At 71.1% G+C, this 12,821-nt stretch carries 7 protein-coding genes and 1 pseudogene; 3 read left to right on the top strand and 5 right to left on the bottom strand.

Annotation, left to right across the window (positions count from 1 at the left end):
- Positions 1 to 15 precede the first annotated feature (15 nt).
- The gene (locus AB0H86_RS14525; RefSeq protein WP_362437107.1) at positions 16 to 3,324 is read right to left on the bottom strand and encodes a S8 family serine peptidase; all 3,309 of its coding nucleotides are present in this window, start codon (positions 3,322 to 3,324) and stop codon (positions 16 to 18) included.
- Between the two features lie 241 nt (positions 3,325 to 3,565).
- On the opposite strand from AB0H86_RS14525, the pseudogene AB0H86_RS14520 reads away from it, so the two are divergent.
- Together AB0H86_RS14520 and AB0H86_RS14515 are read left to right on the top strand one after the other, a co-directional pair.
- A pseudogene (locus AB0H86_RS14520) lies at positions 3,566 to 4,009 on the top strand (NUDIX hydrolase); the annotation flags it as partial.
- 340 nt (positions 4,010 to 4,349) lie between these two features.
- Complete coding sequence (locus tag AB0H86_RS14515; RefSeq protein ID WP_362437105.1) at positions 4,350 to 6,110, top strand: TIGR03767 family metallophosphoesterase; 1,761 nt, start codon at positions 4,350 to 4,352, stop codon at positions 6,108 to 6,110.
- Positions 6,111 to 6,296: 186 nt separating this feature from the next.
- Here AB0H86_RS14515 and AB0H86_RS14510 read toward each other — a convergent pair whose 3' ends face one another.
- Together AB0H86_RS14510 and pepN are read right to left on the bottom strand one after the other, a co-directional pair.
- Entirely contained in the window at positions 6,297 to 7,373 is a 1,077-nt protein-coding gene (locus AB0H86_RS14510; protein WP_362437103.1) for a hypothetical protein, read from the bottom strand.
- 206 nt (positions 7,374 to 7,579) lie between these two features.
- Positions 7,580 to 10,171, bottom strand: a complete 2,592-nt coding sequence (pepN, locus tag AB0H86_RS14505) for an aminopeptidase N (protein ID WP_362437101.1) — start codon at positions 10,169 to 10,171, stop codon at positions 7,580 to 7,582.
- 159 nt (positions 10,172 to 10,330) lie between these two features.
- Between pepN and AB0H86_RS14500 the strand changes: the two genes are divergently transcribed.
- A complete protein-coding gene (locus AB0H86_RS14500; protein ID WP_362437099.1) occupies positions 10,331 to 10,990 on the top strand; it encodes a DsbA family protein in 660 nt (219 codons plus the stop codon).
- A gap of 3 nt (positions 10,991 to 10,993) precedes the next feature.
- On the opposite strand, the gene AB0H86_RS14495 is transcribed toward AB0H86_RS14500, so the two are convergent.
- Positions 10,994 to 11,227 (bottom strand): hypothetical protein, encoded by a 234-nt coding sequence (locus tag AB0H86_RS14495; protein WP_362437097.1) that lies wholly within the window; start codon positions 11,225 to 11,227, stop codon positions 10,994 to 10,996.
- A 164-nt stretch (positions 11,228 to 11,391) separates the two neighbouring features.
- On the bottom strand, positions 11,392 to 12,819 hold the full coding sequence (locus AB0H86_RS14490) for an FGGY-family carbohydrate kinase (RefSeq protein WP_362437095.1): 1,428 nt from the start codon (positions 12,817 to 12,819) through the stop codon (positions 11,392 to 11,394).
- Positions 12,820 to 12,821: the final 2 nt, after the last annotated feature.

Here is a 12,821-nt window from a genome sequence, read left to right as displayed (position 1 = left end):
GTCGTACCGGATCGGTTACGGCGTGACCTTCTCGATCTTCACGTTGCCGGTGCCCGCGACCGTGCCCCGGGCGTTCACCAGCTGGACCTGGCCGAAGAACTCACGGCCCTGAGGCGCGGCCGCGGCGGCGACGACGCTGCCGGAGACCGTCGCCGAGTCGCCCGTGCCGAGCTTCACCGGCGTCGACCCGTCGACGGTGACGGTACCGAGGGCGGCGGAGAAGAACACGTCCTGGTAGTCGTACGCGGTGGACCCGGTCGGGACCGAGTAGCCGATGACCTCGATGGTGTACGTGCCGGCGGCCGGGGTGGGAACCGAGACCGCCTCCTCCGAGTCACCGTCGGCGGAGCTGCCCACCTCGGTGCCGTCCGCGTCCCGCACGACCAGGTCGAGGTCGGCCGCCGGGTCGGAGACGTTGCCGATGGCGACGTCCAGGGACGCGGCGCCCGCGGGCACCTCGACCGTGGTGGTCTGCGTCTCGCCCGTGGCGATCGTCGGACGGGCCGACTTGGCGGAGCCGAGCGGACCGCCCACCAGCTTGCCGTCGATCGCGGCGAAGCCGTTCGTCACCTTCCAGGAGGCGGTGGCCGGGGTGCCGACCTTCGCCTCGGGGACGGTCACGACCTCCGGGTCGAAGACCGCGCCGAGAACGGAGACGTCCAGCTTGTAGGGGTTGTCGAGCAGCGGCGACGTACGGCGCGACTCGACCTCGATCTCCCAGACGCCCGGCACCGGGTCGGCGTACGCACGCACGTCCGGCTTGCAGCCGTTGCCGTCGAGGTAGTTGTTGTAGCAGTACGGGGTGCTGGTGTTGTCGACCGGGACGCCGTACGGGTGGATGGCGATGAACCGGGTCTGGCTCGTGCCCTTCAGCCCGCCGATCGCGACCTCCAGCGACTTGGCGCCCTCGGGCACGGTCACGAAGTACGACTGGCTGCTGTTGCGCTGCACGGAACCCGACGCCGCGTAGGTGTACTTCAGCGGCTGCGAGACCACGACCGTGGACAGCACCTGCTGGTCGACGCCCTCGGTTTTCGGGTCGTCGACCTCCAGGATCGCGCTCTTGAGGCCCGCGGACTTCGGGGCGGCCTGCACCTTCACGGTCACCGGCTGGTTCAGCGGCAGCTTCACCTCGTCCGAGCCGACGATCCGGAACGTCTTCGACGCGTTGTTCTCGAAGTACAGCTCGTGCCGGATCGCCTTGTCGGCGCCGGACGTACGGGTGATGGTGACGTCGTACGTCTTCTTCTGGCCGGCCTTGAGGCCGCCCTCACGGTCGTAGAGGCCGGTGCCGAAGCCCGGCGTCTTGAGGAACTGGTCGATCGCGGTGTCGACCGGCGCCTTGACCGAGTAGGTGTGCGCGGTGGCGCCGGAGCGGATCGACTTCCAGGCGTCCACGATGTTGATGAGGCCGGCCCCCTCCTCGTACGCCTGCACACCCTTGATGTGGTCGGCGGTCGAGGTGAGCGCGGTGCGCAGGGTGGCCGGGGTCAGGTCGATGTTCTTGGCCTTGGCGGCGGACAGCAGCAGCGCGGACGCGCCCGCGGCCTGCGGGGACGCCATCGAGGTGCCCTGGAGCATCGAGTAGCCGGCCGGCAGGGTGTAGCCCGCCTCGGCGACCGGGCCGCCCGGCAGCCAGGTCTGGGTGGTGTTGATCGAGGCACCCGGCGCGGACAGGGTCGGCGTGAAGCCGCCGTCCTCACGCGGGCCGCGCGAGGAGAACGGCAGCAGCGCGTACTTCTTCTCCACGACCGAGCCGTAGTTGGCGGCCCAGGTCTCCTTGGAGATGGTCGCGCCGACCGAGATGACCTTGTCGGCCAGGCCCGGGTCGCCGATGGTGTTGGCGCCGGGACCGGAGTTGCCGGCCGAGATCACCAGCTGCACGCCGTAGGTGTCGATGAGGCGCGTGTACAACTCGGCGCGCGCGTTGTTGCCGTCGTTCAGCGCGGGCAGGCCGCCGATCGACATGTTCACGATGTCCACGCCACGGTTCGCGACGAGGTCGATCATGCCCTCGGTGAGTGCGACGTTGGTGCACCCGGGGCCGAACTCGCAGGCCCGGGACGAGACGATCTTCGCGCCCGGCGCGGCGCCGTCCATCGCGCCGCCGAACAGGCCGTTCGCGGCGGTGATGCCGGCCACGTGGGTGCCGTGTTCGCTGGAGATCATGCCGATGTTGACGTAGTCGGCCTTGGCGCCCGCGCCGTTGTAGACGACGTCCTTGCGGATCTCGATGACGAAGGGGATGCGCTCGGCGACGTCGGTCGCCGGGTCGTCGGTGCCGAAGTAGCCGATCCGGTAGCCGTCCTTGTACGGCTTCATCGGCTGCTCGTCGGTGAAGTCGTGGTCGTCGTCGAGGTCGACCCGCACGGTGCCGGCCGCGGCGTCGTACAGCACGCCCCAGACGTCGGTCTTGTCGCCGTCACGGTTGACGTCGCCGGCCTGGTCGCCGCCGGCGGTCGCGGACTCGTAGAAGTAGTTGAACTTGTACGAGCCGGCAGGGGCCTTGAACGTCTCGGCGACGCCCGTGTCGGCCGGGGTCGCGGAGAACGCCGGGCCGGCCACCGAGGTGAGCATCCGGCGCCACGAGCCGTCGCCGTCGGAGACCGGGTCGGTCGAGGTCACCCAGTCGACGATCTTCCGCTCACCGGTGGTGGTCTTCTGCAGTGCCGGGTGGGCGAGGTCCACGCCCGAGTCGAGGATGCCGATGGTGACGCCCCGGCCGTCCGCCTTCGGGTTGTTCTCCACGAAGTCGACGGCGCCCGTCTCGAACGACGGGTTGTACGGGTTCTCGGCGGGGGTCTTCCTGTTCGGCGCCGGGTAGGAGGCCGTGCCCTTGGTGGCGGCGCCCTTGACGGTGTCCGCGGCCGGCGACGGGTCGTCCAGCGGGATCTCCTGCCGCAGGTCGATGCCGTGCACGGCGGTGAGCTTCGCGGCGGCGGCGATGGCCGCGTCCGCCCTGCCGGTGGGGACGGTGGCCCGCACATAGCCGAGCTTGTCGTAGGTCTTGCCGACCAGGCCGCCCTGGACCGCGTCGAGTTGCTGTGCGACCTGCTCGGTCTGCCCGGGCGCGGTCGCGATCATCATCGTGACGCTCTTGTCGCCCTCGGCCTTGGCCTCGGCCAGCGCGTCGGCGTCGTCGGAGCCGAGCTTGTCGTGGGCGGACTTCACACCCGGGTCGGCGGCGACGGGTGCTTCGTCGGCGGCGAGGGCCATGGGTATCGGCCCGGCGGAACAGAGCGCGGCCACCAGTCCGGCGGCCACGGCGATACGGGCCACGCGTCTCGCGCCGGATATCGGATCGCGCTGGGGGGTGAGGGTCATCGGCATCCCTTGTAGGTAAAGGAACGAACGGTGTGCGACCAGGCCCGATCGGTCCTGGCCGCCGAGGTCCGGATTGCGATCCCGGACGATCGCACAGCTTTACCCATGGGAAGGATGTTTAGGGAGAGTTGACCGAAACGATATGGGCACATGGGGAAAACCCCCTATGCGCTATGCGGAGATGAGCCCCGAATGGGGCAAGTCGCCCAAGTGGCGCCCCGGTTCGGGATAACGTCCGTAGGTGCGGAAGAAGCTGCGGGTGGCGGCCTACGCCATATGCGTGCGTGACGGACAGCTCCTGCTCTCCCGGTCCCCGGCGCCCGACGGCGGCCCGCCCGAGTGGGTTCTGCCCGGCGGGGGGATGGAGCACGGCGAGGATCCCCATGACACGGTCGTGCGGGAGGTGGCCGAGGAGACCGGGTACCGCATCGAGGTCACCGGCCTGCTCGGTGTGCACTCCAGTCACCACGTCCTCCCCGGCCGTTTCGGGAGCGATGTCGACCACCACGGGGTACGGCTCGTCTACGAGGGCCGGATCACCGGTGGCGAGCTCCGGTACGAGATCGGCGGCTCCACCGACATGGCCGCCTGGCACGACCTGGACGCCGTGCCGGGCCTGAACCTGGTGAGCATGGTCGACCTCGGGCTGCGGCTGTGGCGGGAACGGCCGGCCGCCGGGCACCTCGCGCCGGCACCGGTCGAACCGGCACCGGTCGAACCGGCACCGGTCGAACCGGCACCGGTCGAACCGTCACCGGTCGGACCCGCTCCCGTCGAACCCCCTCCGGAAACAGCTCCCCTACCCGGAAAGATGAACACGGAGTAGCCGTCCCCGGGCCGTCCGGAGAGCAGTCGAGGACGCGCCGGGTAGTCCAAGATCCACGTACGGCGATCGGCGCTGCGCGTTGCTGTCTCGTTCACGCGCAGGTCACACCCGGTGCCAACGATCGGTAGTGAGCGGGATGTTCGCGACAGCGACCGCCCGCGACCACTGCCGACGCGTTCGCACTCGGGGAGATCGCGCCATGTCGCGCATACGCTCTGTCGCCGGTCCCGCACTGGGGACCAATCGCCGTACCGTCCTCGCCGCCACCGCGGCGGTCACCCTCTCCGCGGGCGTCGGCTACGCCCTGCGGCCCACCGACAGCCAGGCCGCCCCCGCCGCGGACACCGCAGCCGCCCAGGCGCCCGTGGCCCAGTCGCGCAAGGCCCCGGCCGCACCCCTGGCCCCCTACACCCGCGGCACCACCCTCTCCTCGGTCGCCGCCCCGCGCACCAGCTCCGGCTACCGCCGCCTCGGCGACGGCCCCGGCTGGAGCCGCACGGTCCGCGGCGAACTCGCGGCGCCCAAGTCCGGCCGCGCCGGCCGCCGTACCGCGCTGGCCTCCTTCGTGCAGATCACCGACCTCCACCTGATCGACGTTCAGCACCCGATGCGGCTGGAGTACCTGCGCTCCACAGACGCGCACGCCTGGCGACCGCACGAGGCGCTCACCGTGCCCGGCGCCATCTCGCTCGTGGAGCGGATCAACGCGCTGCGGGGCGCGCCAGTCACCGGCTCCCCGCTGCACTTCGCCATGACCACCGGCGACAACACCGACAACAACGCCGGAACCGAGCTCGACTGGTTCCTGACGATCATGAGCGGCGGCCGGATCACCGCCAACTCCGGCGACCCGCGCCACTACGAGGGCGTGCAGAACAGCGGCCTCAAGCAGTACTGGCAGCCCGACTCCACCGTGCGCGACACCGACAAGCAGCTCGGCTTCCCGCAGCTCCAGGGCTATCTGACCGCCGCCCTGCGGGAGTTGAACAGCCCGGGCCTCAACCTGCCCTGGTACTCCACGGTCGGCAACCACGACTCCATGCCGCTCGGCTGCTACGGCCACGGTGACTCCTGGCTCGCCGAGTACGCGGTCGGCGGCAGGAAGCTGATGAGCGTGTCCGCGTCCGAGGCGAGCAAGCTCCAGGACGCCATCAAGAACGCCAGGGACCCCAAGGGGACCGCGTTCCGCGACTTCCTCAAGGCCCACTCCCGCGACATGCGCTCGGTCACGCCCGACGAGAGCCGCGCCCCCTTCACCCCCACCGAGTACCTCAAGGCCCACCTCGACCCGGCCCACCGCGGTCTGGGCCCGGTCGGCCACGGCTACTCCACCGCCAACCTCGACGCGGGCACCCAGTACTACAGCTTCCGGATCGCCGACGACGTCATCGGCATCAGCCTCGACACCACCGACGCGGGCGGCCACTACGAGGGGTCCATCGGGACGGCCCAGCTGAGATGGCTGGAGATGACCCTGCGGGAGAACAAGGACTCGTACGCGGTCCTCTTCAGCCACCACACCAGCAAGACGATGACCAACACCCGCACCGACCCGGCCCGCCCCGGCGAGCGGCGGCACAACGGCCAGGAGGTCATCTCCCTCCTCGGCCGCCACGCCAACGTCCTGGCCTGGGTGAACGGTCATATCCACCGCAACGACATCACCCCGCACTCGGCATCCAACGGCCGCTCCTTCTGGGAGATCTCCACCGCCTCCCACGTCGACTACCCCCAGCTGGCCCGGGTCATCGAGCTGGCGGACAACAAGGACGGCACGCTCTCGATCTTCACCACCTGCGTCGAGTCCTCGGCCCCGCACCGCACGGACTTCTCCGACCTCTCCCAGACCGGCCTGGCGGCCCTCTACCGCGAGCTGTCCTTCAACGCGCCCGGCGCCAACATGAACCTCGGCGGCGACGCGCAGGACCGGAACACGGAGCTGGTACTGAAGAAGGGCTGAAACCAGCCACGCTCAACGGTGAGCGGTTCGAGAAGGGGGAGGACATGACCGTACGAGCTGACGTCCGTAGGCCGTGAAGCCCGTTCTCCGCAGGTGGTAGCAGGACCGCGACATGCGGAGGGGCCCGCCGGATCACGCGATCCCGCGCGGGCCCCTCCGCCCCCCTCCTGGCCCCGCCCCGGGCCGTCATTGCCGGGGCAGCACCACGACATACGCGGCGGGATCGCGGTCGCCGGCCGCCATGAGGGCCGTACGGACCACCGCCGCCTGCTGTTCCATCGTGTCCCGGAGCTTCTTCGGGGTGATGTGGACGACCGTGATGCCGAGCCGCTCCAGGTGCTCGCGCTTGCGGGTGTATTCGGAGCACTGTGCGTCGGCCTTGTCCTGCCCGTTGTCCTGCCCGCGGTCCTGGCGGGGGGCTCGGGTGTCGAGTTCGACCGCGACCGCCTGCTCCGGCCAGTACGCGTCCAGGCCGCCCAGGTTCGGGCCGCCGGGGAGGCGCAGGTCCACGTTCCACACCGGGTCGGGCAGACCGTACTCGTCGACCATCCGGTACAGCCGCTCCTCGGCGATCGCCCGGCCCTCCGCGAGGAGGGAGTCCACCGCGTCCACCACGTGCGGGCGGCTCAGCAGCTTGGCGTCGTTCAACGCCCGTACCACCGACGCCGGTTCGCAGTGCCGGCCGCGTACCGCCTCGGTCAGCAGGTGGCGTACGGCACCCGCGTCCGCCAGTTCGGCCACCGCGTCGGCCAGGGCGCGCGGGACCGGGGCGACCGGCAGGCCCGTCACCGGCTCGGGCGTGGGGAGCGCCCCCGTGCGGACGATCCGCGCGCAGCCCGTCGAGCGCAGCCGGCGCAGCCGGGGGACCAGGACGTCGATCCGGTCCAGGGAGGGCAGCGGCGGGGTCGAGCCGAAGCCGTGCAGGGTGAGCGCCGCCAGGCCGGTGATCATCGCGTCCGCGTACATCGGGCGGTACGGGGCGCCCGCGCCGGGCTGCGCCGGGACCCCGGTCGTCTGCTCCCGGGCCGCGTACGACAGCACCGCGTGCAGCCGCTCCTCGCTGCTCGGCGGACCGGGGTGGAGCAGGAAGACCCCCGGGAGGATCTGCTGCCAGGGGCCGCCGGGACGGCACCGCTCGCTCGTCTCCGCGGACGAGACGCCGTGCGAGCGGAGATGGGCGGCCGTCAGCACCCGGCGGTGCGCCTCGGCGAGGTGCCGGAGGGGGCGTGGGGAGAGCGGGGGGACCGGGGTGTTGTGGTTCATGACCGGCAGGTTCCCGCCATCCGACCGGCTTTTAACCGCTGTTACATGTTCGTCGACAAATACGGACAAGGCCGCACTAAAGGACGCATGTTCGGATGCCGAGTAGGCGTAGAAAACCCCTGGTCCGTTCGGTTGCGTCCCAGGGGTTACGGCGTCTATTGGCTGAATTCCGTAACGGTGACGGCAGGCTTAGGTTTTGGCCAAGGCTACGGCCGGCTCGCGGCCGCCGCCTCCGCGTCGCACGCCTGTCCCCGCAACGCCCGTGCCAGGTCGTCCCGTGCCTCCAGCACCAGCCGGCGCAGGGCGGGCGCTGCCTCCTCGTGCGCCGCGAGCCAGGCGTCCGTCGCGTCCAGCGTCTCCTGCGAGTCCTGGAGGGAGGGGAACAGGCCCTGGACCACGTGCATCGCGATCTGGATCGACCGCTCCCGCCACACCCGCTCGATCACACCGAAGTACTTCTCCGCGTACGGCGCGAGCAGCTCCCGCTGCGAGGGCCGGTCGAAGCCCGCGATCGTGGCCTCCACCAGCGCGTTCGACAGGGCGTCGGACTCCACCACCTGCGCCCACGCCTGCGCCTTGACCGCCGCCGAGGGGCGGGCGGCGAGGCAGCGGACCTGGTGACGCCTGCCGGACGCCGTGTCGTCACGGGCCAGTTCGGCGGCCAGCGCGCTCTCGTCGGCGACGCCGCGGGCCGCGAGCGGCTCCAGGAACGCCCACCGCAGCTCCTGGTCGACCTCCAGCCCCGCGATCACCGACGTGCCGTCCAGCAGACCCCGCAGCAGGTCGAAGCCGCCGCGCCCCTCGGCGGTACGCGCGAAGAACCGCGCCCACGCCAGCTGGTGCTCGCTGCCCGGCTCGGCACGGGACAGCTCCCGCTCGGCGCCCTCGGCGAGCAGCGCGGCGCCCCGCGCACGCCACCCGGGAGCCGCGTAGTGGACGATCGCCGACTCGGCCCACGCGTGCAGCATCTGCAGCACGCCGATGTCGGACTCGCGCCCCCCGAACCGCAGCACCAGGTCCACGAAGTCCCGCGCCGGCAGCAGCGCGTCCCTGGTCATGTTCCACAGCGCGGACCAGCACAGGGCCCGGGCGAGCGGATCGGTGAGGTCACCCAGGTACGCCTTCAGGGTCTCCAGCGAGGTCGAGTCGAAGCGGATCTTGCAGTAGGTGAGGTCGTCGTCGTTGACCAGCACCAGCTCGGGGGCCTCGGCGCCGGCCAGCTCGGACACGACCGTACGCGGGCCGTCGACGTCCGCCTCGGCACGGGCGTACCGCTCCAGCGCGCCGGACGCGGACCGCCGGTACAGGCCCACCGCCACCCGGTGCGGGCGCAGCTCGGGGTGCGACTCGGCGGCCTCCTGCACCACCGCCAGCTCGTCGACCCGTCCCTCGGGGCTCAACAACACCTGCGGGGTGAGCGAGTTGACGCCCGCCGTCTGCAGCCACGCCCGCGACCACGCGCCCATGTCCCGGCCGCTGGTCTCCTCGAGGACCGACAGCAGATCGCCGAGCCTGGTGTTGCCGTACGCGTGCCGCTTGAAGTAGCGCCGCGCGCCCTCCAGGAACGCGTCCTGGCCGACGTACGCCACCAGCTGCTTCAGCACGCTGGCACCTTTCGCGTACGTGATGCCGTCGAAGTTCAGCTTGGCGTCCTGGAGGTCGCGGATGTCGGCTGTGATCGGATGCGTGGACGGCAGCTGGTCGGCGCGGTAGGCCCAGGCTTTGCGGCGGTTGGCGAAGGTGATCCAGCCGTCCTCGAAGCGGGTCGAGCCGACCAGGGCGAAGGCGCCCATGAAGTCGGCGAAGGACTCCTTGAGCCACAGGTCGTCCCACCACTCCATGGTGACCAGGTCGCCGAACCACATGTGCGCCATCTCGTGCAGGATCACGTTCGCGCGGCCCTCGTAGGACGCCCGCGTCACCTTGCCCCGGAAGATGAACTCCTCCCGGAAGGTCACCAGACCGGGGTTCTCCATCGCGCCCAGGTTGTACTCGGGCACGAACGCCTGGTCGTACTTCCCGAAGGGGTACGGGTAGTCGACGTGGTCGTGGAAGAAGTCCAGGCCCTGCTTGGTCACCAGGAACACGTCGTCGGCGTCGAAGTGGGGGGCCAGGCCCTTGCGGCACAGTGCGCCGAGGGGGATCTCCAGCCGGCTGCCGTCATCGAGGACGCGCTCGTAGGTGTCCGTCACATAGTGGTACGGGCCCGCCACCACGCAGGTGATGTACGTCGAGATCGGCTTGGTCTGAGCGAACCGCCAGACCCCGTCGGCGAGTTCACCGACACCGTTGCCCCACACCGTCCACCCCTCGGGCGCCCGCACCTCGAAACGGAACGGGGCCTTCAGGTCCGGCTGCTCGAAGTTCGCGAAGACCCGGCGGGAGTCGGCCGGCTCGTACTGCGTGTAGAGGTAGACCTCGCCGTCCTCGGGGTCCACGAACCGGTGCAGGCCCTCACCGGTGCGGGAGTAGGCGCACCGGGCGTCGACGACCAGCTCGTTGTCGGCGGCGAGGTCCTCCAGGAGGATCCGGGAGCCGTCGAAGACCTCGCTCGGGTCGAGGTCCTTGCCGTTCAGGGAGACGGCGGTCACATCCGGCGCGATCAGGTCCGCGAAGCTGGAGGCGCCCGGCTCGCCGCACCGGAAGCGGATCGTGGTGACCGAGCGGAAGGTCCGCGGGCCGTTCCCCGTCTCGTCACCGACCGCCGTACGGATGTCGAGGGACACGTCGTATCCGTCGACGGACAGCAGGGCGGCCCGCTCCCGGGCCTCGTCGCGGGACAGGTTCTCACCGGGCACGGATCGCACTCCCTCGGGTGTGTTTCAGTATGTGGACCGGGGCTGATCCTGCCATGTGCCTTCGACCCGTGGCAGCCGGGAATGGGGTGGGGCCCGGCCGGTGTTCCAGGTTGAGGTCAGCCATCACGCCATAGCGAGCCCCGCACTCCGAGGAGACCCATGTCCGAGACTGCTGCCTCCGCCAAGACCCCCGTCGACTTCTGGTTCGACCCGCTGTGCCCCTGGGCCTGGATGACCTCGCGCTGGGTGCTTGAAGTGGAGAAGGCCCGGGACATCGAGATCCGCTGGCACGTGATGAGCCTCGCCGTGCTGAACGAGGACCGGATCGACGAACTGCCCGAGGAGTACCGGGAGATGCTCGCGACCAAGGCGTGGAAGCCGATCCGGGTGGTGACCGCGGCCTGGCAGAAGCACGGCCAGGAGGTCGTCGGCCCGCTCTACACCGCCCTCGGCACCCGCATCCACAACGGCGGCGAGGGCCCGACCGTCGAGGCGATAGCGGCCGCCCTCGACGATGTCGGCCTGCCCGCCGACCTGATCGAGTACGCCGACCAGAAGGACTTCGAGTTCGACGCCCAGCTGCGCGCCTCCCACAAGGAGGGCATCGAGAAGGTCGGCCAGGAGGTCGGCACCCCGGTCATCGCGGTCCCCGGCCCCGACGGCGAGGAGATCGCGTTCTTCGGCCCGGTCGTCACCCCGACCCCTCAGGGCGACGCGGCCCTGCGCCTGTGGGACGGCACCCTCGCCGTCGCCTCGGTCCCCGGCTTCTACGAGATCAAGCGCACCCGCACCAAGGGCCCGGACTTCAGCAACCTGTAGGGGTCACTGCCCGGCCGCGGCAGCCTCCTCGCCGAACCTGTCGGGGAGGCTGCCGCGGTCGCTCTTGTTCATGTGGCGGTAGTACGTCAGACAGCCCTTGGCGGTGCACCGCCAGAGGTTGTCCACATGGTGACGGTCCCCCTTCTCCGCACGGATCGCGGCCTTCTCCTCGTCGGTGAGAAGCCGGAACTCCTGCATGGTGCGGCAGGTCGGGCAGTCCAGTGTGCGCGTCCCCATCACGTCCTCCTCGCGATCACCGCCAGGTCCGGGAAGTCGGTCACCACCGCGTCGACCCCCAGCCCGTAGTACAGCGCGTACTCGGCGAACGCGTCCCCGAAATCGCCGGTTCCGCCACCCCGCCGGAAGTCCGTCGGAAGTCCGTCGGCAGGAAGTCGGGTCGTTCACGTGCGCATCCGGCCCCGGGCCTCCGCCAGCCGGGCCAGATGCTCCTCGTAGCCCTTCGTGTAGTACGCGGCCCGGACCGGGTCCGGCTCGACGACCTCCGTCGGCCGGGTCCACGCCGCCGCGTCCAGCGCCACCCCGTGACGCTCGGCCGCCGCGAGTACCGCGCCCCGCGCGCCGACCTCGCCCTCGACGACCCGCAGCGGACGGCCGAGGACATCCGCCAGCAGCCGCATCCAGGCGGGGCTGCGGGTGCCGCCGCCGCACACCGCGAGCGAACCCGTCAGACCGGCCGCCGCCAGGCAGTGGCGGGCCGCGTAGCCGATACCCTCGCAGGTCGCCCGGACCAGGTCGCCGCGCGTCGACTCCAGACAGACACCGGTGAGCTCGGCCCGCAGATGCGGATCCACGAAGGGCGCCCGTTCGCCGGAGGGCGCGAAGTACGGCAGCACCCGCACCCCGTGCGCCCCGGGCGGGGTGTCGGCCAGCAGCCCGTCCACGTCCTCGTGCCGCACCCCGGTCGTCGACAGGACCCAGTCCAGCGCGGCCGTGCCCACCATCGCGGGCATCGCGCGCAGCCGGTGGCCGGGACGGTCGGTGGAGATGTACAGGCCGGCCGGTTCACCGGTCAGGTCCAGGTCGGTGGTGGCGACCAGCGCGGCCAGACAGGTGCCGACGATGAGCAGACCGTCCCCGGGCGCGGTGACTCCGGCGCCCAGCGCACAGGCCGGCAGGTCGTACGGCCCGTTGGCGATCCGGGTGCCCGGCGGGAGCCCCTCGCCGCGCGTCTCGGCCGTCGCGACCGGATCACTGACCGGCGCCAGCAGCCGGCGGCGGTGCGTCAGGCCCAGCAGCTCCACGACCCGGTTGTCGTACGAGCGGGTGCGCGGGTCGAGGAACGGCATCGACGCGTCCGACACGTCCGTCACGGCCCGAGCCGCCCCGGTCAGCCGCTGAAAGACCATGTCCTTGCAGTACACGGCCGCGGCGGCGGAGTCGAGGGACTTCGGCTCGTGCTGGTCCAGCCAGGCCAGCAGCGGGCCCGGACAGCCCGGGAACATGGCGCCTCCGGTGCGCCGGAACACCGTCTCGAAGGTCCCGTCGGCCAGCCACTGGTCGAGCAGTTCGTGCGCCCGTCCGTCCATCCAGGACGCCGCCGACCGCACCGGCCGGCCCGCCGCGTCGACCAGCCACACCCCGTCGCCCTGCCCGGTCAGCCCGGCCAGCTCGACCGGCTCCGGCACCCGGGCGGTCAGCTCGCCGAGGACGGCGACGACCGCCCCGTACACCTCGTCCATGTCCTGCTCGACACGGCCGCCGTGCAGGTCCAGGCCGACCGGGCGGGCCTCGACGGCCAGTTGGCGGCCGGTGTCGTCGAAGGCGGCGGCCTTCACCATGGACGTGCCCACATCGATACCGACATACATGC

This window comes from Streptomyces sp. NPDC050997, from assembly GCF_040660135.1.
Classification (GTDB): domain Bacteria; phylum Actinomycetota; class Actinomycetes; order Streptomycetales; family Streptomycetaceae; genus Streptomyces.
The sequence above is the reverse complement of the archived record's forward strand: the minus strand, read 5'-3'. Positions and strand labels throughout refer to the sequence as shown.